Origin of the sequence: Salipiger bermudensis (genome assembly GCF_019801965.1) — a bacterium.
GTDB lineage: Bacteria > Pseudomonadota > Alphaproteobacteria > Rhodobacterales > Rhodobacteraceae > Salipiger > Salipiger bermudensis_A.
On sequence record NZ_JAHVIA010000007.1, the window covers coordinates 259,639 to 279,130 of the forward strand.

At 68.0% G+C, this 19,492-nt stretch carries 16 protein-coding genes; 6 read left to right on the forward strand and 10 right to left on the reverse strand.

Annotated features, from left to right (window positions below; genetic code table 11):
* Positions 1 to 35: 35 nt before the first annotated feature.
* The 3 genes from ccmE to KUV62_RS16940 all read right to left on the reverse strand — a co-directional run bounded on the left by ccmE (position 36) and on the right by KUV62_RS16940 (position 4,991).
* Positions 36 to 485 (reverse strand): cytochrome c maturation protein CcmE, encoded by a 450-nt coding sequence (ccmE, locus tag KUV62_RS16930; RefSeq protein ID WP_222604907.1) that lies wholly within the window; start codon positions 483 to 485, stop codon positions 36 to 38.
* A 141-nt stretch (positions 486 to 626) separates the two neighbouring features.
* The gene (gene murI / locus KUV62_RS16935; protein ID WP_222604908.1) at positions 627 to 1,439 is read right to left on the reverse strand and encodes a glutamate racemase; all 813 of its coding nucleotides are present in this window, start codon (positions 1,437 to 1,439) and stop codon (positions 627 to 629) included.
* A 129-nt stretch (positions 1,440 to 1,568) separates the two neighbouring features.
* Positions 1,569 to 4,991 carry an indolepyruvate ferredoxin oxidoreductase family protein gene (locus tag KUV62_RS16940; RefSeq protein WP_222604909.1) on the reverse strand — a complete coding sequence of 1,141 codons (3,423 nt, stop codon included), beginning with the start codon at positions 4,989 to 4,991 and terminating at the stop codon, positions 1,569 to 1,571.
* Between the two features lie 165 nt (positions 4,992 to 5,156).
* Between KUV62_RS16940 and KUV62_RS16945 the strand changes: the two genes are divergently transcribed.
* From KUV62_RS16945 to KUV62_RS16960, 4 genes are all read left to right on the forward strand, one after another.
* Complete coding sequence (locus KUV62_RS16945; protein ID WP_222605007.1) at positions 5,157 to 6,062, forward strand: LysR family transcriptional regulator; 906 nt, start codon at positions 5,157 to 5,159, stop codon at positions 6,060 to 6,062.
* 239 nt (positions 6,063 to 6,301) lie between these two features.
* Positions 6,302 to 7,165, forward strand: a complete 864-nt coding sequence (locus tag KUV62_RS16950) for a class I SAM-dependent methyltransferase (RefSeq protein ID WP_222604910.1) — start codon at positions 6,302 to 6,304, stop codon at positions 7,163 to 7,165.
* Positions 7,166 to 7,239: 74 nt separating this feature from the next.
* Positions 7,240 to 9,399 carry a phosphoribosylformylglycinamidine synthase subunit PurL gene (gene purL, locus KUV62_RS16955; RefSeq protein ID WP_222604911.1) on the forward strand — a complete coding sequence of 720 codons (2,160 nt, stop codon included), beginning with the start codon at positions 7,240 to 7,242 and terminating at the stop codon, positions 9,397 to 9,399.
* Between the two features lie 311 nt (positions 9,400 to 9,710).
* Positions 9,711 to 10,565 carry a LysR family transcriptional regulator gene (locus KUV62_RS16960; protein ID WP_222604912.1) on the forward strand — a complete coding sequence of 285 codons (855 nt, stop codon included), beginning with the start codon at positions 9,711 to 9,713 and terminating at the stop codon, positions 10,563 to 10,565.
* A 141-nt stretch (positions 10,566 to 10,706) separates the two neighbouring features.
* On the opposite strand, the gene KUV62_RS16965 is transcribed toward KUV62_RS16960, so the two are convergent.
* The 3 genes from KUV62_RS16965 to KUV62_RS16975 form a co-directional block, all read right to left on the reverse strand.
* On the reverse strand, positions 10,707 to 12,182 hold the full coding sequence (locus KUV62_RS16965) for a carboxypeptidase M32 (RefSeq protein WP_222604913.1): 1,476 nt from the start codon (positions 12,180 to 12,182) through the stop codon (positions 10,707 to 10,709).
* Positions 12,179 to 13,324, reverse strand: coding sequence for a heme A synthase (gene ctaA / locus KUV62_RS16970; RefSeq protein ID WP_222604914.1), 1,146 nt, complete (start codon positions 13,322 to 13,324; stop codon positions 12,179 to 12,181). Before ctaA ends, KUV62_RS16965 begins: the two co-directional genes overlap by 4 nt.
* A gap of 98 nt (positions 13,325 to 13,422) precedes the next feature.
* Positions 13,423 to 14,166 carry an RNA methyltransferase gene (locus KUV62_RS16975; protein ID WP_222604915.1) on the reverse strand — a complete coding sequence of 248 codons (744 nt, stop codon included), beginning with the start codon at positions 14,164 to 14,166 and terminating at the stop codon, positions 13,423 to 13,425.
* Between the two features lie 585 nt (positions 14,167 to 14,751).
* On the opposite strand from KUV62_RS16975, the gene KUV62_RS16980 reads away from it, so the two are divergent.
* Positions 14,752 to 15,378: a thiamine phosphate synthase gene (locus tag KUV62_RS16980; RefSeq protein ID WP_222604916.1), complete on the forward strand. Its 627-nt coding sequence runs from the start codon at positions 14,752 to 14,754 to the stop codon at positions 15,376 to 15,378.
* A gap of 148 nt (positions 15,379 to 15,526) precedes the next feature.
* Here the strand turns inward: KUV62_RS16980 and KUV62_RS16985 are convergent, their stop codons facing one another.
* From KUV62_RS16985 to KUV62_RS16995, 3 genes are all read right to left on the reverse strand, one after another.
* Positions 15,527 to 16,351: a lysophospholipid acyltransferase family protein gene (locus KUV62_RS16985; protein ID WP_222604917.1), complete on the reverse strand. Its 825-nt coding sequence runs from the start codon at positions 16,349 to 16,351 to the stop codon at positions 15,527 to 15,529.
* Positions 16,348 to 17,106 carry a GNAT family N-acetyltransferase gene (locus KUV62_RS16990; protein WP_222604918.1) on the reverse strand — a complete coding sequence of 253 codons (759 nt, stop codon included), beginning with the start codon at positions 17,104 to 17,106 and terminating at the stop codon, positions 16,348 to 16,350. Before KUV62_RS16990 ends, KUV62_RS16985 begins: the two co-directional genes overlap by 4 nt.
* A 165-nt stretch (positions 17,107 to 17,271) precedes the next feature.
* Positions 17,272 to 17,454 (reverse strand): DUF3553 domain-containing protein, encoded by a 183-nt coding sequence (locus KUV62_RS16995; protein ID WP_222604919.1) that lies wholly within the window; start codon positions 17,452 to 17,454, stop codon positions 17,272 to 17,274.
* Between the two features lie 51 nt (positions 17,455 to 17,505).
* Here KUV62_RS16995 and KUV62_RS17000 point away from each other — a divergent pair, with 51 nt between their 5' ends.
* On the forward strand, positions 17,506 to 18,108 hold the full coding sequence (locus KUV62_RS17000; protein WP_222604920.1) for a histidine phosphotransferase family protein: 603 nt from the start codon (positions 17,506 to 17,508) through the stop codon (positions 18,106 to 18,108).
* Positions 18,109 to 18,141: 33 nt separating this feature from the next.
* Here the strand turns inward: KUV62_RS17000 and KUV62_RS17005 are convergent, their stop codons facing one another.
* Positions 18,142 to 19,407, reverse strand: a complete 1,266-nt coding sequence (locus KUV62_RS17005) for a glutamate-5-semialdehyde dehydrogenase (protein WP_222604921.1) — start codon at positions 19,405 to 19,407, stop codon at positions 18,142 to 18,144.
* Positions 19,408 to 19,492 lie beyond the last annotated feature (85 nt).

Here is a 19,492-nt window from a genome sequence, read left to right on the forward strand (position 1 = left end):
GTCGGTCCGCCGTCAGCTCAACGGAGCACCGAGCCTCAGCTGTTAGGATCCTGGTAGACGCCCTGCTCCTTCAGCGCGTCCATGACCTCTTTCGGCATGTAGGTCTCGTCGTGCTTGGCGAGGATCTCGGAGGCCACGAAGATGCCCTCGACATAGCGCCCGGTGCCCACCATGCCCTGGTTCTCGGCGAAGAGATCCGGCAGCACACCGGCAAACACCACCGGCACCGAGGCACCGCCATCGGTAACACTGAAGCGGATCTCGTGGCCGTCGCCGCGGATCAACGTCCCGCCCTCGACCAGACCGCCGATGCGGAAGGTCTCGTTGGGCGCCGGCGGCTCTGCCACCACCTGGCTCGGCGAGCGGAAGAAGTTGATGCCGTCGCGCATCGCGTAGCCGATCAGCGCGGTCGAGATCACCAGCGCGACCGCGGCCAGCGCAATCACCTGGATCCGGCGCTGTTTCTTGAGCGATTTGAGCGACATGGTTTCTCCTCTCCTGATCGCGCTGGCACAGCCTGCACGACACGTCCCGTTCTGTCAGCCAGGACTATATGGCATGCAAAGCCCAGCATGTAAGTGCGACAGATCAATTTCCGGCGAGCACGCGCATCAGCGGGGCGCGGCTCAGGCCGCCTCGAAGCTGATCTCGCGGCGCAGGAAGCGGGTCGCATGGCCCGAGACCTTGCGCGGATCGCCGGTGGTCAGGAAGCGGCTCTCGCTGCCGCGGCCGATCATCCCCGGGTGGCGCTGCAGGTAATCGGCCAGCGACTCGGCCACGAGATTGGCCTGCGAATAGACCGCGACATCGGCTCCCAGCGCCTCCTGGAAAGTTTCCTGCATCAGCGGATAATGGGTGCAGCCGAGGATCGCCGCCTGCGGCTCGGGCATCTTACGCTTGAGCGCGTCGACATGGCTGCGAACCAGCGCCTCGGCGAGGATCATGTCGCCCTCCTCGATGGCATCGACCAGCCCGCCGCAGGCCTGCGCCTCAACATCGACGCCGATCGCGCGGAACGCCAACTCGCGCTGGAAGGCACGGCTGCGCACGGTGGCCGGCGTGGCAAACAGCGCCACGTGCTGCACGGCGACCTCGCGCGGCGGCGAGTTGTCGCCCCACTGGCGCTCGGTCAGCGCCTCGATCAGCGGCACGAAGACGCCCAGCACCCGCTTGTCGCGCGGGATCCAGCTCTCCTGCATCCGGCGCAGCGCGGCGGCAGAGGCGGTGTTGCAGGCGAGGATGACGAGATCGCAGCCCGCCTCCCAGAGCCGCTCCACCGCGGCGGTGGTGAGGTTGTAGATATCGTCGGCATCGCGCACGCCGTAAGGCGCGTGGGCGCTGTCGGCGAAATACACGAAGGGCACGTCGGGCAAGCGCTTGCTCACCGCGTCCAGCACCGTGAGCCCGCCAAGCCCGGAATCGAATACGCCAACCGCCATCGGCCTGTCTCCTGCCGTCACTGCCCAGTGCCGCGACTCGTTTTCACGGCATTTCCCGCTCTTACGGGCCTTTGGCGCAAAAATCCATTACGACCGTTGCCGCAGTCTGGACAGTGCCGGGGCGGCGGATCACTCCGCCGCCTGTGCCAGAGCCCGGCCGCCATCGCGGATCACCGCGAGCAGCTCCTCGCGGCGCTTGGCGGCCTCGCGCTCGTTGGCCTCCTTGACCGGACCGAAGCCGCGGATCTTCAGCGGCAGCTCGGCCAGCGCCACGATGGCATCCTCGGTCTGGGGGGTGAGCTTGGGCAGCACCTCGTCCATGTCGCGCTCGTACTGCGCGATCAGCGCGCGCTCCATCCTGCGCTCGGCGGTGCGGCCGAAGGGGTCGAGCGGGGTGCCGCGCAAGCCCTTTAGCTTGGCCAGCAGGCGGAAGCCCCTGAGCATGCCCTCGCCATATTGCTTCTTCACCGGGCGGCCATCGGAGCCGGTCTTCGACAGCAGCGGCGGCGCGAGGTGGAAGCTCATCTTGAAATCGCCGTCGAACTGCGCCCGCGCCTTGGCCTCGGTCTCGAGATGCAGCCGCGCTACCTCGTACTCGTCCTTGTAGGCGAGCAGCTTGTGATAGCCCCTGGCGATGGCCTCGCGCAGACGTGGCGCCTCCGCCCGGTCGACCAGCGCGCGATAGCGCTTGGCCAGCCGCTTGTTCTGGTAGGCCGTCAGATGCGCCTCGCGGAAGGCGATCTTCTCCTCCAGCGTCTTCGGCTTCTCGATCACCGTGGGGCTCAGGAGCTTTTCGGCCGCCTCCGGGTGCAGCATCGCCCAGCGGCCGATCTCGAAGGCGCGCAGGTTCTTCTCGACCGCCGCGCCGTTGAGGCGCAGCGCCTCGGCGATGGCGTCATGCGGCAGCGGCACGAGGCCCTGCTGCCAGGCGGCGCCAAGGATCATCATGTTCGAGAAGATCGAGTCGCCAAGCGTCGCCTTGGCCAGCTCGGTGGCGTCGAACAGCTTGGCGCGCTCCTGCATCCGCGCTTCAATGGCGAGCTTCAAGCGGTCGTTCGGCAAAGCAAATTCGGTGTCACGGGTAAACTCGCCGGTGACGATTTCGTGGCTGTTGACCACCGCCCCGGTGCGCCCCGCGGAGGTCAGACCCAGCGTCTTGGCCCCTGCACTCACCACCAGATCACCGCCGATCAGCGCATGGGCCTCGCCGATCGCCACGCGCACCGCCGAGATGTCCTCGGGGCGGTTGGCGAGACGCAGGTGGATATGCACCGCGCCGCCCTTCTGGGCGAGCCCGGCCATCTCCATCATCCCCGCGCCCAGCCCGGCGATCTGCGCCGCCTGCGCCAGCACCGCGCCGATGGTCACCACGCCGGTGCCGCCGACGCCGGTGATCACCACGTTATGGGTGCCGTCGATCGTTGGCAGCGCCGGCTCGGGCATGTCGGGCAGCGCGAGCTCGGTGGTCGCGCCCTTGCGCACCTTGGCGCCCTCGAGGGTGACGAAGGACGGGCAGAAGCCCTTGAGGCAGGAGAAATCCTTGTTGCAGCTCGACTGGTCGATGGCGCGCTTGCGGCCCAGCTCGGTCTCTTCCGGCACGATGGCGACGCAGTTCGACTGCACGCCGCAATCGCCGCAGCCCTCGCAGACATCGGTGTTGATGAAGACGCGCTTGTCCGGGTCCGGGAACAGGCCGCGCTTGCGGCGGCGGCGCTTCTCGGCGGCGCAGGTCTGGATGTAGAGGATCACCGAGACGCCCTCGACCTCGCGCATGCGCTTCTGCACCGCGTCCATCTCGGCACGCTCGAAATGCTCGATGCCCTGCGGGAAGAGGTCGAAATTCACGTCCTCCTTCTCGTCATAGACCACGACGAGGCGCTGCACGCCCATCGCCACCAGCTCGCGGGCGATGCGGTCGGCGGTGAGGCCGCCCTCGTTGGCCTGTCCGCCGGTCATCGCGACGGCGTCGTTGTAGAGGATCTTGTAGGTGATGTTGGTGTTTGCCGCGAGCGCGGCGCGGATCGCCTGCACGCCCGAGTGGTTGTAGGTGCCGTCGCCCAGGTTCTGGAACACGTGCGGGCGCTTGGAGAACGGCGCCTCGCCGATCCAGTTGGCGCCCTCGCCGCCCATATGGGTGAAGCCGGTTGTCTCGCGATCCATCCACTGCACCATGTAGTGACAGCCGATGCCGGCATAGGCCCGGCTTCCCTCGGGCACCTTGGTGGAGGTGTTGTGCGGGCAACCGGCGCAGTAATAGGGAAGCCGCGCCGCGATGTCCTCGGCATTGTCGGACTTGCGCGCCTCGGCGAGGGTCTGCAGCGATGCGCGCAGGCGCTCGGTGTCGCGGCCTTCCTCGATCAGGATGGTGCCGAGCCGCTCGGCGATCATGATCGGATCGAGCGCGCCCTGCGTCGGGAAGAGCTCGGGCCCGTGCATCGAGCCCGCGCCGCCGCCCTTGTGCCAGCCATAGACCCGGCGGCCGCGGCGGTCGTCGAAGATCGCCTCCTTGACCTGCACCTCGATCAGCTTGCGCTTCTCCTCGACCACGACGATCAGGTCGAGCCCCTCGGCCCAGTCATGGAAGCCCAGCATGTCGAGCGGGAAGGTCTGGCCGACCTTGTAGGTGGTGATCCCGAGCCGCTCGGCCTCGGCCTCGTCGATGCCCAGAAGCGACAGCGCGTGCACCAGATCGAGCCAGTTCTTGCCCGCCGCGACGAAGCCGATCTTGGCGCCGGGCTTGCCCCACATGCGCTTGTCCATCTTGTTGGCGTGCGAGAACGCCTCTGCGGCGAAGCGCTTGTAATCGATGATGCGCTTTTCCTGCTCGTGTGGCGTATCGCCGAGCCGGATGTTGAGCCCACCGGGCGGCATGTCGAACTCCGGCGTGACCAGCGACATGCGCTCGGGCCGGCCATCGACCACCGCCGTGGCCTCGACCGTGTCCTTCATCGTCTTGAGCCCGACCCAGACGCCGGCAAAGCGCGACAGCGCGTAGGCGTAGACGCCGTAATCGAGGATCTCCTGAACGCCCGCCGGCGAGACCACCGGCATGTAGGCATCGACCATCGCCCATTCCGACTGGTGCAGCACGGTCGAGCTCTCGCCCGTGTGGTCGTCGCCCATCGCCATGATGACGCCGCCATGCTGCGAGGTGCCGGCCATGTTGGCGTGGCGCATCACGTCGCCCGAGCGGTCGACGCCGGGCCCCTTGCCGTACCAGAGGCCAAAGACGCCGTCATACCTGCCCTCGCCGCGCAGCTCGGCCTGCTGGCTGCCCCAGAGCGCGGTGGCGGCGAGATCCTCGTTCAGGCCCTCCTGGAAGGTGACGTCGGCGGCGGCGAGATATTTCCCGGCGCGCTGCATCTGCAGATCGACCGCGCCGAGCGGCGATCCGCGATAGCCGGTGACGTAGCCCGCCGTGTTGAGCCCAGCCGCCACGTCGCGGGCCTTCTGGATCAGCATCAGCCGCACCAGCGCCTGCGTGCCGTTCAGGAGCACCGGGCTCTTCTCGAGGTCGAAGCGGTCTTGAAGTGAGATCTCTTGCTTGGTCATGTGCGCCTCCCGTCGCTCATCACATGGCATTCTGCTCACATAATAGGTCAAAAAAGCTGACCTTGATAATGTTTTTTTTCGTGTTTTCAGCCCGTCATGAAAGGATAGGTTCCTATTTAAGATATCTGTCGTATACAGACGCCGCGAGCAGGCATGGGTACCGAAATGGACTGGGACAAGCTAAGAATATTTCACGCGGTTGCGGATGCGGGCAGCCTGACACATGCGGGAGATGCGCTGCATCTGTCGCAATCCGCGGTCTCGCGGCAGATCCGCTCGCTCGAGGAGTCGCTCAACACGACCCTGTTTCACCGCCATGCCCGCGGGCTGATTCTCACCGAGCAGGGCGAACTGCTGTTCGACGCCACCGCCTCGATGGTCAAACGCATCGATGCCGCCACCGCGCGCATCCGCGACAGCGAGGAAGAGGTGTTCGGTGAGCTCAAGGTCACCACCACCCACGGCTTCGGCGTTCTGTGGCTCGCCCCCCGCCTGACCAAGCTCTACGAGAAGTTTCCCGATCTCAAGATCGACCTGATGCTCGAGGAGCGCGTGCTCGACCTGCCGATGCGCGAGGCCGACGTCGCCATCCGCATGAAGGAGCCGAGCCAGGCCGACCTGATCCGCAAGCGCCTGATGTCGATCCGGATGCGGATGTATGCCTCGCCCGAGTATCTCGCCGATCACGGCGTGCCGAGCTCGCTCGACGAGCTCTCGCAGCACCGGCTGATCTGCCAGAATCCTTCCTCCTCGCAGGTCGCCGCCGGCAAGCTGCTGGTGCAGGAGCTGCTGACCTACGACATCCAGACCGCGCTCACGGTCAACAACTATTTCGGCGTGTTGCAGGCCGTGGTCGCAAATCTGGGCATCGGCGTCCTACCCGATTACATCATCGAAGATTTCCCCTCGGTGGTTCGCGTGCTGCCCGAAATCGAGAGCAACGAGGTTCCGGTGTTCCTCGCTTACCCGGAAGAGTTGCGCCATTCCAAGCGTGTAGCGGCTTTCCGAGATTTCGTTCAGGAAGAAATCTTTGCCCACCGGCGGCAGCTTCGGGCTATGGGAGCGGACTGAACTCGCCCTAAAAGTGTGAGCTATGCGCCACATTCATGGCGGCAATGCTGCTCCTGCGGCATCTTCTCCCTTGATCGACTCAGAACTGATAACATATTCGGCAGATGAAGCTTGAAGCGCCCGAGCGCGCATCATCTTCATACCTCCCTGTTGGACTTCGGCCGAGCTTTGTGCTCGGCCTTTTTTTTGGCCGCGCCCATCCGGATTCTTGGGTAGGCTCCATCATGGGGGGACCAACGATGACCGACAGCATGACAGACGGGCCGAATGCGGGGCAGGAAGCCTTCTGGAGCACCGGCCCCGGCCAGCACTGGGTGCGGCTGCACCACGAGCTCGACCAGCTGCACGCGCGGCTCACCGACATTATCCTCGACGCCGCCGATCCGCGCCCCGGCGAGCGGGTGATCGACATCGGCTGCGGTGCCGGTGCGGTGGCCATCGCGGCGGGCCAGCGCGTCGGTCGCGATGGCCACGTGCTCGGGCTCGACATCTCCGCCCCGCTGGTCGAGGTCGGGCGGTCGCGCAGCGAGGGGGTGACCTGCGCGCCGGACTTCCTCGTCGCCGATGCCCAGACATGGGCGCATGAGGGCGCTCCCTTCGATCTCTGCGTCTCGCGGATGGGGCTGATGTTCTTCGCCGACCCGGTGGCGGGCTTTGCCAACCTCCACCGCCACCTGCGCCCCGGCGGGCGGCTGGTCTTCGCCGCCTGGGCCGCCGCCGCGCACAACCCGTGGTTCGGCCTCGCCAAGCGCGTCGCCGAGGCGCGACTCGGCCCTTCCGAGCCCGGCGACCCGCACGCCCCCGGCCCCACTGCCTTTGCCGATGGCCCGCGGGTGAGGCAGCTGCTGACCACGGCCGGCTTCAAGGACCCGCGGGCAGAGGAGATCGACACCACCCTCGAGATGCCCGGCGGCAGCGCCGAGGCGGCGGAGCTGACGCAGTATATCGGCCCGATCCCGGCGCAGCTGCGCGCCAAGGGCGGCACCGAGGCCGACCGCGCGGCGCTTGTCGAGCAGATGCGCGCCGCCTTTGCCGCCTATGACGACGCGCAGGGCTGCCATATCCCCGCCCGCATCAACCTTTTCTCTGCAACCCGGCCCTGAGCGGCGCTCAGCCCCCTTCCCACTGCGTCACCCTTGCCTTAAAGAGCGCGCAGGATTGCCAGAGGGGTATGAGCATGCAGGAACCGGCCATCACCGAAGAGCTGATCGAGGCGCACGGCATCAAGCCGGATGAATACGCACGCATCCTTCAGATCCTCAATCGCGAGCCGACCTTCACCGAGCTCGGGATCTTTTCCGCCATGTGGAACGAGCACTGTTCCTACAAGTCGTCGAAGATCCACCTGAAGAACCTGCCGACCACCGGCCCGCAGGTGATCTGCGGCCCCGGCGAGAATGCCGGCGTGGTCGATATCGGCGATGGCCAGGCGGTGGTCTTCAAGATGGAGAGCCACAACCACCCCTCCTATATCGAGCCCTACCAGGGCGCGGCCACCGGCGTGGGCGGCATCCTGCGCGATGTCTTCACCATGGGCGCCCGCCCGATCGCCGCGATGAACTCGCTGAGCTTCGGCGAGAAGGATCACCCCAAGACCCGCCGCCTCGTGCATGGCGTGGTCGAAGGCGTGGGCGGCTACGGCAACTGCTTCGGCGTGCCCACCGCCGGCGGCGAAGTGCGCTTCCACCCGGCCTATAACGGCAACTGCCTGGTCAACGCCTTCGCGGCGGGCCTCGCCGATGCCGACAAGATCTTCTACTCCGCCGCCTCCGGCATCGGCATGCCGGTGGTCTATCTCGGCGCCAAGACCGGCCGCGACGGCGTCGGCGGCGCGACCATGGCCTCGGCCGAGTTCGACGAATCCATCGAGGAGAAGCGCCCCACCGTCCAGGTCGGCGACCCGTTCACCGAGAAGCGCCTGATGGAAGCCTGCCTCGAGCTGATGCAGACCGGCGCGGTGATCTCAATCCAGGACATGGGCGCCGCGGGCCTGACCTGCTCCGCCGTGGAGATGGGCGACAAGGGCGGCCTCGGCGTACGGCTCGACCTCGAGAAGGTGCCGCAGCGCGAAAAGAACATGACCGCCTACGAGATGATGCTCTCGGAGAGCCAGGAGCGCATGCTCATGGTGCTCGACCCGGCCAAGGAGGCCGAGGCCAAGGCGGTGTTCGACAAGTGGGATCTCGATTTCGCCATCGTCGGCGAGACCATCGAGGAAGACCGCTTCCTGATCGTCCACAACGGCGAGGTGAAGGCCGACATGCCGCTGTCGCGCCTGTCGTCCTCGGCGCCGGAATACGATCGCCCCTGGGTGCCTTCCGAGCCCGCCGAGGCGCTGGCCGACGTGCCGCAGGTTGATCCGATCGACGCGCTGAAGGCGCTGGTCGCCTCGCCCAACTACTGCTCGCGCGAATGGGTCTACGAGCAGTATGACAGCCAGGTCATGGCCGACACCATGCGCATCCCCGGCTTCGGCTCGGGCGTGATCCGCGTGCATGGCACCGACAAGAAGCTCGCCTTCACCTCCGATGTGACCCCGCGCTACGTCAAGGCCAACCCGGTCGAGGGCGGCAAGCAGGCGGTGGCCGAGGCCTACCGCAACCTGACCGCCGTGGGCGCGCTGCCGCTGGCCACCACCGACAACCTCAACTTCGGCAACCCCGAGAAGCCCGAGATCATGGGCCAGTTCGTCGAGGCGCTGCGCGGCATCGGCGAGGCCTGCTCGGCGCTCGACATGCCGATCGTGTCGGGCAACGTCTCGCTCTACAACGAGACCGACGGCCAGGGCATCCTGCCGACGCCCACCATCGGCGCCGTGGGCCTGATCGCCGCCGACGAGGAGCCGATCCTCGGCTATGCCCGCGACGGCCATGTCGCCCTGCTCGTCGGCGCCACCGGCAGCCATCTCGGCCAGTCCGCCCTGCTGGCGGAGGTGTTCAACCGCGAGGACGGCGACGCGCCCGCGGTCGACTTGACCGAAGAAAAGCGCAACGGCGAGTTCATCCGCGCCAACCGCGAGTGGATCAAGTGCTGCACCGATCTCAGTGATGGCGGTCTGGCGCTCGCAGCCTTCGAGATGGCTGAGGCCTCGGGCGTCGGCGTGGTGCTCGACAGCGCCGACACCGCCGAGCTCTTCGGCGAGGACCAGGGCCGCTACCTGATCGCCTGCAGCTTCGACGCCGCCGAGGCGCTGATGATCGCCGCCGGACAGGCTGGCGTCACGGTGCAGACCGTGGGCCGATTCCACGGCGAGGGCGTGAAGCTCGGCGGCAGCGAGGCCGCGCTTTCGGAGCTCTCCGAGATCTACCGGTCCAGCTTCGGCGGCCATTTCGGCTGATCCGGCGCGCGCACGGGTTTTCTCGCCGTCTTCGATCAACAGAAAGTGTGAGTACAAATGATCGGCCCGCCACTCCCTCAGGAGTGGCGGGCCGATCATTTTGATAAACTTTGGCGCACTATCAATACCTTAGTCGCCTTGCAGATATGTAATAGCACTATTGCAAAAACATATTACGCATCCTAGAGATGTCTTTAGTAGATAGTCAGGTATCGATTCCGACAGTGCTCAGACTAAGTCCCTGTCTGTCTCACCCGCATCTTCCGTGCGGTTAGCGATGAACTGTCTCTGTAGGTATTGAGCACGACACGATGAATAACTGGGACGATCTGCGCTTTCTGGTAGCGCTATCAAAGACCGGGACGATGACCGCCGCCGCCAAGAGCCTCGGCACCAACACCGCCACCGTGTCTCGCCGGATCGAGCGCCTCTCCGAGACGCTCGGGATGCCGGCTTTCGTCAAGACCGGGGATGGCTGGCGCCCGTCCGAGGCGGTGGCCTCGCTCATCAACCTCGCCCAAAGCTTCGACGGGGAGCTGCAGGCCGCGCTCAACACGCAGGCCGCCAACACCGACTCAGAGCCGGTAACGATCAATGTCGGCAGCCTGCCGATCATCACCTCGATGGTCCTGTTTCCCGGGCTGACGACGCACAAGCCGATGCTCGAGGGGGTCCGGCTCAACTTCTCCGACCGGATCTTCCGCGAAGGGCTCGGCGACCACGATCTCGTGCTGCAATACAACCGCCCCGATCAGGGCCGCATCATCGCCCGCAAGGTCGGCGAGATGGATTTCCGCTTCTACGGCTTCAGTGACGCGCCCGTGGGTGAGGAATGGGCCGGCCTTGGCGAGGGCCATGACGACTCGCCCCTCATGCAGTTCGGCCACAGCCACTTCGGCCGCGAACCCAAGCTGCGCGTCGACAGCCTGATGGCGCTGCACCGCCTGATGAAGGTCACCCGGCTTCCCGGCCCCCTGCCCGACCTGCTGGCCGCGAGCGATCCCGATCTCGTGCCGGTGTTTCCGAACGCGCCAACGCGGCATGAAGACGTCTGGCTGTTCTACCACGAGAGCCGCCGCAACGATCCCGGCATGCGCCGCGCCGTGGACTGGATCATCAAGTGCTTCGGCGACGCCACCGGCACCACCATCGCGAATGACGCGTAACCGCACCTGCCACGCTGGCGCCCCGACACGCGCGGCCCCTCACCCGTCCCGAGACAGCAACACCCCGCGGCGCACAGGCGCCGCATCGGGCGCCCCCGGAAAGGCCGCCCGGTTTCGCGCCGGCGCTGATCGCGCCCCGTCTCAGACGCTGTAGATCGCGCCGAACTTCTCTTCGAGATAATCGAGCAGCGCGCCCTCCGAGGGCGCCCCGCCACAGGCCCGGGTGATGACCTCGCGCGGCTCGTAGAGCCCGCCATATTGCTGCACGTTCTCGGCCAGCCAGCCGGTCGCCGTCCGCAGATCGCCCTGCTCCAGCTGCGCATCGAGATCCGGGACCGCCTCCCGGAGCGAGCGATGCAGGCAGCCGGCATAGACATTGCCCAGCGAATAGGTCGGGAAGTAGCCGAACAGCCCCGCTGACCAGTGCACATCCTGCAGGACGCCGTCGGAGGGCTTGTCGACCTCGTAGCCGAAATCCGCCAGGAAGCGCTCGTTCCACGCCGCCTCGAGATCGTCGACCTCGAGATCGCCGGCGATCAGCGCGCGCTCGAGATCGAAGCGCAGCAGGACGTGGAGGTTGTATTGCACCTCGTCGGCCTCGGTGCGGATATAGCCGTTCTGCACGCGGTTGACCGCGGCGTAGAAGGCGTCGGGCCCGTCGAGCCCGAGATCGCCATAGGCCTCGACCATGCGGGCGTAGAGCCAGCTGGTGAAGGCGCGCGACCGGCCGAGCTGGTTCTCGTAGATCCGGCTCTGGCTCTCGTGCACGCCCATCGACACGCCCGCACCCAGCGGCGTGAAGCGATAGGCCTTGCGCACGTTCTGCTCGTAGCAGGCATGGCCGACCTCGTGGATCGTCGAGTAAAGGCAGTTGAACGGGTCGAGCGCGTTGGTTCGCGTGGTGATGCGCACGTCATCGCCGGAGCCCGAGCTGAACGGGTGCACCGACTTGTCGAGCCGCCCGCGCGACATCTCGTAGCCGAAGGTCTTGGCGATGGTCAGCGCCAGCGTCATCTGCGCCTGCTCGTCGAACGGACCGCGCAGCGCGCGAGGCTGGGGCTTCTCCAGCACCGCCTGCCGCAGCGCCACGAGGCGCGGGCGCAGCGCGCCGAACATCTCGCCAAGCTGCGCCGCGGTGGCGCCGGGCTCGTAATCCTCGAGCATGGCATCATAGACATTGCCGCCCGCCGCCAGTGCCGCGCCCTCCTCGCGCTTGAGGCTGACCACCTCGCGCAGCACCGGCGCGAAGGCGGCGAAGTTGTCGTCGGCCCGCGCCTCGGCCCAGACCCGGTGGGCGCGCGAGGTCAGCCGCGCCAGATCGCTGGCCAGCTTGCTCGGCACCCTGAGCGTGCGCTCGTAGGAGCGGCGGATATGGCGCAGCTGCGCCTTGCCCTCGGCGTCGAGCGCCTCCGGGTCGATGGCGTCGAGCCACTCGCCGACCCGCGGGTCGGTGCGGCGGGCATGCAGCACGGCCTCCATCGCCGCGATCTCCTCCGAGCGCTGCTCACCGGCGCCGCGCGGCATGATGGTCTCCTGGTCCCAGCCCAGCCGGCCGGCGACCTGCGCCAGCGCGCCGGTCTCGCGCTGGAAGCTCATCAGACTGTCAAAGGCACTCATGCGGCTTTCCCCCGGATCGATTGGGCCTTGGGATATTGCGCCCCGAAGCGGGCGCGGATGATCAGGACCCAGAGCACCACGGCGCCGATCTGGTGGGTGATCGCGATATGCATCTGCGCCACGTAGAGCACCGTGACGATACCCAGCACCACCTGCAGCAGCATCATCGCCATGACCGCGTTGAAGCGGAAGCGGGTGTCGGGGTTGGCGGATTTGCGCGCCCGGAGCCAGGTCACGAGGCCGAAGACGAAGAGCAGGTAGCCCGCCATGCGGTGCATGAACTGGACGAGCCCCGGATCCTCGAAGAAGTTGCGCCAGAGCGGCACGATCTCGAAGGGCTGCGGCGGGAAGAACCCGCCGGCCATCAGCGGCCAGTCGGTGTAGCTGCGGCCGGCATCGATGCCCGCCACCAGCGCGCCGAGCAGGATCTGCAGGAAGGCGAAGTGCATCAGGCCGGTGCCCATCGAGAAGAGCTTGGCCTCGCGCCCGCGCCGCGCCTGCATCAGCTCGCGCTCGGGGCGCGCCAGCGCGAAGGTGTACCAGGCGATGAAGCCGAGGATCACGAAGGCGAGGCCGAGATGCGTGGCCAGCCGGTAGGAGGCGACCGAGACCATCTCGCCCACCAGCCCCGAGGCCACCATCCACCAGCCAATCGCGCCCTGCAGCCCGCCGAGCGCACCCAGCAGCAGCAGACGCCCGGTCCAGCCGGTGGGGATCTTCTTCGTGACGAGGAAGCCCAGGAAGCCAAGCGCCCAGACCAGTCCGATCACCCGGCCGAGCTGGCGATGGCCCCATTCCCACCAGTAGATGCTCTTGAACTCGGCGAGCGTCATCTGGTTGTTCATGATGCGGTATTGCGGGCTCTGCTGGTAGAGCTCGAACTCTTCCTGCCAGTGGCTGGCATCGAGCGGCGGGATCGCCCCGGTGACCGGCTTCCACTCGGTGATCGACAACCCACTGTCGGTGAGCCGCGTCATGCCGCCGACCACGATCATCGCCATGACGAGCGCGAAGAGCAGCATCAGCCAGAGCCGGATGGCGCCGCGCGCGCCGCCGCGTCCCTTGTCGATCATGCCGCCCGCGGGCTGCGCTTTCGGCGTCTCGGCGCCGACCTCCTCGAAGAGCTTTCGCTGTCCGGCCATGCCTCACCTCTGCTTGGGTTCGGAGCGGACGATAGGGCCGCCCCGGTCTTGCTTCAACCTGCGCGCGCCATTGTGACGCAGCGCTCCGGGTCGCGGACTCAGCCGCGTTCCTTCCAGCGCACCATCTGGCGCAGGATGCCGTGCAGGGTACGCACGTCCTCGCTGGTCAGCGGCATGCGCGACCAGAGATTGCGCAGCGTGAGCTTCATCGCCGGCGCCTTGTGGTCGGGGAAGAAGAACCCGGCCTGCTCGAGCCGCTCCTCGTAATGCTCCGCGAGCTTCTCGACCTCGATGCCGCTGGCCCAGGCCGCACCCGCCATCTCGTCGCGCCGCGCCTCGATCGCGGCGCTGGCCCGGCGCCACTCGTAGCCGCAAAGCAGCACGCATTGCGCGAGGTTGAGCGAGGGGAACTCGGGGTTCACCGGCACCGAGATGATGGCGTTGGCCTGCGCCACGTCGGCATTCTCGAGCCCGGCGCGCTCCGGCCCGAACATCACCGCGACGCGGCCGCCCTGCGCGATGCGCTCGGCGGCCGCCTTCATCGCCTCTTCCGGCGAGTAGACCGGCTTGGTCATGCCGCGCTGGCGCGCGGTGGTGGCGAAGACGAGGTCGCAATCGCCCACCGCGCCGGCCACATCCTCGCTGAGCTGCGCGTCGTCGAGCAACCGCCCGGCGCCCGAGGCCATGGCCACGGAGGCCGGGTTCGGCCAGCCGTCGCGCGGGCTCACCAGCCGCATCCGGTCGAGCCCGAAATTCCACATGGCGCGCGCGGCGGCTCCGATATTCTCGCCCATCTGCGGGCGCACCAGCACGAAGGCGGGCTGTTTCACATCGCTCGGCATGGCCTCTCCTTTGTCTCGCGCGCATCCCTAAGCGCCCAGCAAAACAAGGGCAAGCACGCATCGCCCCTGCATGCCGCGCGGCTCCCCCGTCCCGTCGAACCAAAGGCCCCACACCCATCCCTCTTCTCTACGTCCCAAATACTCCCGCCGGAGGCATCTCCCCTCCACCACCGCAACACCTGGCGCCCGCGACCCCAGGCCCCCAAACCCATCACCCCTTCTCTACGTCCCCAAATACTCCCGCCGGAGGCATCCACCCCATCCACCATCTCAACACCGGGCGCCCGCGACCCCAGGCCCCCAAACCCATCCCCCCTTCTCTACGTCCACAAATACTCCCGCCGGAGGCATCCACCCCATCCACCATCGCAACACCTGGCGCCCCCGACCCCAGGCCCCCAAACCCATCCCCCCTTCTCTACGTCCCCAAATACTCCCGCCGGAGGCATCCACCCCCTCAACCACCGAAACGCCGGGCACCCTCGCAAACGCCGCCACGGGGCCCCGCCTGTCAGAGCCCCCGCCCCCCCTTGGCACCGCGCGCTCACTCGGTGTATGGACGCCGAAGCTTTCCGGAGAATACCCATGGCCGAGACCGACACCGATCTGCCCCAGCTCTACCTGATCACCCCGCCGGAGTTCGATCTCTCCGCCTTCCCGGCGCAGCTCGACGCGGTGCTGAACGCGGCGCCGATCGCCTGTATCCGGCTGGCGCTGGCGACCCGCGACGAGGATCGTATCATGCGCGCCGCCGACGCGGTGCGCGAGGTGGCGCATGCCCATGACGTGGCGCTGGTGATCGACACCCACGTGGTGCTGGCGCAGCGGCTGGGGCTCGACGGGGTCCACCTGACCGACGGCGCGCGCTCGGTGCGGCTGGCGCGCAAGGAGCTCGGCCCCGACGCGATCGTCGGCGCCTTCTGCGGCGCCTCGCGCCATGACGGCATGACCGCCGGGGAGAGCGGCGCCGATTACGTCTCCTTCGGCCCGGTGGGCGGCGCCGCGTTGGGCGACGGCACGCTGGCCGAGCCCGACCTCTTCGAGTGGTGGTCGCAGATGATCGAGCTGCCGGTGGTGGCCGAGGGCGGGCTCACGGCGGAGCTGGTGGCAAAGCTGACCCCGGTCACCGATTTCTTCGGCATCGGCGAGGAGATCTGGTCGCAGGACGAGCCCGCCGCCGCGCTGAAGGATCTCGTCGACGCGATGGGCTGACGCTTCAAGCGTCAGCGACAGGCCCGACGCTGGCACGCACGACAGTTACAGTAGCGACACGGGCGTCACGGGCCGCGCGCCGCGCAGCGGCGCGCCCCCGGGCGGCGCGGACGCAGTCCGCGCCGCAACCCCTCTGAAATAACGAACGTCAGTGCCCCGCCGGGTGGACGCTGCGCACCTCGTCCTCGAGATGCGCCGCAAGCGTCTTGCGGTTGGGGTGATCGTCGACCCGCACCGGCGGGTGATAGATGAGCTCCACCCGCCCGCGCCGCCGCGACGCCAGCACCTTCAGCAGATGCGGCCCGAAGCCCATGTCCCCCCACCAGCCGTAGAAGCGCGGGTCCTCGCCCGCCGGGGCGTGCCAGATCACCGTCACCGCCTGCAGCGCCATCTCGTGGCGCAGGTGGTCGCTGAAGAAGGCCGCGAAGAGGGTCGGCTTGAACGGCAGGATCCGCTGGCCGTCGGTCGATGTGCCCTCGGGAAAGAACAGCAGCCGGTGGCCATGCAGCAGCCGCTCCTCGAAAACCCGCTTCTGCTCGGCCGCGGCGCGCGGATCGCGGGTGATGAAGACGGTGCCGGTGAGGCGCGCCAGCGTCCCGATGCCGGGCCAGCCCGAGACCTCGGCCTTGGAGACGAAATAAACGGTGCGCCGTGCGTTCAGCGCGAAGATGTCGAGCCAGCTCGCGTGGTTTGCCACCAGCGCGCCGGGGCCGGAGAGCCGGGGGCCGCGGGTCACGAGGCCGATGCCGAGGATCACCAGTGCCAGCCGCGACACCGCTTGCGTGAGGAGCGGCGTCAGCGGGCGGCGCTGGCCGCAGAGCGGGCGCTCGATCAGCCGCAGCGGCAGCGTCAGCAGCACGCCCAGCAGGATCACCAGCGCCAGCGCCGGCCCGCGCAGGGCCACGCGCCCCCAATCCGCCGCGGAGAGGCGCACCGGCTCCGGCGCGTCGCCGCGCCAGGTCGGCCCGCTCACCCGCGCCCCCGCGTGTAGATCCCGGCGGCCTTCTCGTTGAGGCGTGCGGTGTCCATCACCAGGCAGATGTCGGTGGTGTTGAAGGCGTGATCGACGAAGGCGCCCTCGCCCACCACCCCGCCGAGCCGCAGGTAGCCCTTGATCAGCGCCGGCACGTCGCGCATCGCCGCGCGGCGGTCGATCTCGGGCTCGGGCAGGAGGTCCATGCTCTGGAAACGCTTCGAGCGCACCCGCAGCGGCTCCGGCGCGAGGTGACGGTGATGCAGCAGCGACAGCGGCTGCGCCAGCGCGGCCACGTCGGTGCCATGGAACGAGGCGGTGCCGAAGAGGATCTCGATGCCATGGCTGCGGACGTAATCCGCCAGCGCGTTCCACAGGTGCATCATCGCCGTGCCCCCGCGATACTCGGGATGCAGGCAGGAGCGCCCGAGCTCCAGCAGCCGCCGCCCCGAGGCGCGCAGCGGCGCCAGATCGTACTCGTCCTCGGAATAGAACTGCCCGGCGGCCTCGGCCTGATCGTCGCGCAGCAGGCGGTAGACGCCGACCACCGCGTCCTCGCGGCGCGCGTCGGTCAGGATCAGGTGATCGAAGAACGGATCGAAGCGGTCGCGCTCGAGGCGCTCCGCGTGATCTACCAGCGCCCCGCCGCCCCCGAGCTCGGCGACGAACACCTCGTAGCGCAGGCGTTGCGCGGCCCGGAGATCGGCCTCGTCGCGGGCCAGCCGCACGGTGAAATCTGCGTCGTCCAGAGCCATGCGTCCCTCTTCCGGTCGCTCCGCTCGTTCATAATCCGGGCCGGCGCAAAGGAAAACCGGTTTCGCCCGGGCTTTTGCCTCGGCGCCTGCGCCAGTCTCGGTTAGCCTGCTCCGCAGCGACAGCGCGGAAACTGGGTTAACCTCGCATTAAGATATGACTGGCTATCACTCCCCGAAGACCGGCAGCAGGGTCACCCGGCTGCCATCGATCACCACCTTGCCCTCCTCGCGGAAGTTGACCGTGATGCGGCCGCCGATATTGGATTGCACCTGCCCGACGCCCCAGTCGGGTCGATCGGGATGGGAGACCAGCATGCCGGGCTCGAGTAATGCGTTGAGGTCGTCCATGATCTCTTCATCCACCTTGTGCTGTCGCGTCCCGGCGCCGGGGCGCCTGCCATGAGCCTTGATAACGCGCGCATCGCAGGTCTGGTAGGGTCCCGGCTCTGTCACGATCTGGTGAGCCCGGTGGGGGCGATCTCCAACGGGCTCGAGCTGATCGCCCTGTCGGGCAGCCCCGGCAGCGACGAGATGGCGCTGATCGCGCAGAGCTGCGCCTCGGCCTCGGCACGGATCAATTTCTTCCGCGTCGCCTTCGGCGCCGCCTCGGCGGAGCAGAGGATCGGGGCGGCGGAGGCCGGGAAGCTGCTCACCGACTACGCCGGGGGCAGCCGGCTCGCCCTGCTCTGGCAAGCCCCCGGAGATGCCGAGCGGCGCGACGTGCAGCTGGCCTTCCTCGCGGCGCTCTGCTGCGAGACGGCGCTGCCGCTGGGTGGGCGCGTGGTGATCGCATCGGAGGCCGGCGGCTGGCGCATCACCGGAACCGGCCCGCGGCTCGGGATCGAGCCGGCGCTCTGGAAGATCCTGCAGGGCGGCGCCCTGCCCGCAGACCTGGCCCCCGCCCGGGTGCAGTTTGCGCTTCTGGCGATGCTTGCGCCCGAACGCGGGCGCAAGCTCGAGCTCACCACCGGGGAGGCCGCCGTCTCAATACGGCTGGGCTGAGCCCGCCGCGAGACCCGCGGCCCCCTCCGGGGCCTACGGGCGCAGCGCGCCGTCGGCGCGGACCACGTATTTGAACGAAGTCAGCTGCTCCGCGCCCACCGGGCCACGGGCATGCATCTTGCCGGTGGCGATGCCGATCTCCGCCCCCATGCCGAATTCGCCGCCATCGGCGAACTGGGTCGAGGCGTTGATCATCACGATGGCGCTGTCGACCCGCTCCACGAAGCGCTCGATCGCCGCCGGATCCTCGGCGAGGATGCAGTCGGTGTGATCGGAACCGAACGCGCGGATATGCGCGATGGCGGCGTCCTCGTCCTCGACCACCTTCGCGGCGATGATGCTGTCGAGATATTCGCGGCCCCAATCCTCGTCGGTGGCCGCCGCCGTGCCCTCGATGGTCTGCAGCGTGGCGTCGGCGCGCACCTCGACCCCGGCCTCGAGCAGCGCACGGATCACGCCCTGCCCGATGGTGTCGACCGCGTCGCGGTGGATCAGCAGGCACTCGGCGGCGCCGCAGATGCCGGTGCGCCGGGTCTTGGCGTTGAGCACCACCTGAAGCGCCTTCACCGGGTCGGCGGAGGCATCGATGTAGATGTGCACGATGCCCTCGAGATGGGCAAAGACCGGCACCCGCGCCTCGCGCTGCACGAGCCCCACCAGCCCCTTGCCGCCGCGCGGCACGATGACGTCGACATAGTCGGTCATGTGCAAGAGCTCGGTCACCGCGCCGCGGTCGCGCGTCGGCACGAGCTGGATCGCATCCTCCGGCAGGCCGGCCTTGACCAGCCCCGCGACGAGGCAGGCATGGATGGCGCGCGAGGAGTGGAAGCTCTCGGAGCCGCCGCGCAGGATCACCGCGTTGCCCGATTTCAGGCACAGCGCACCGGCATCGGCGGTGACGTTGGGACGCGATTCGTAGATCACCCCCACCACGCCGAGCGGCGTGCGCACGCGCTTGATGTGCAGCCCGCTGGGCTGGTCCCACTCGGCGATCACCTTGCCGACCGGATCCTCCTGCGCCGCGATCGCGCGCAGGCCGCCGACGATGCCCTTGATGCGCTCCTCGGTGAGCAGCAGCCGGTCCATCATCGCCTCGGTCAGGCCCTTGTCGCGGCCGAATTGCAGGTCCTGCGCGTTGGCCTCGATGATCTCGGCCCGCTTGGCCCAGACCGCGTCCGCGGCGGCCTCGAGCGCCTCGGTCTTGCGGGCTGGCGGGGTGAAGGCGAGCTCGGCTGCGGCCGCTTTCGCACGACGGCCGATTTCGGTCATGACGGCGGGAATGTCGCTCATGTCGTTCATCGCTGTTCACCCTTCGGGTTCCGGTTTCAGAGGGCTTCCCTATAGCGCCTCGCGCGGGCGGGGCCTAGGGGAAGTTCGCGCGGTG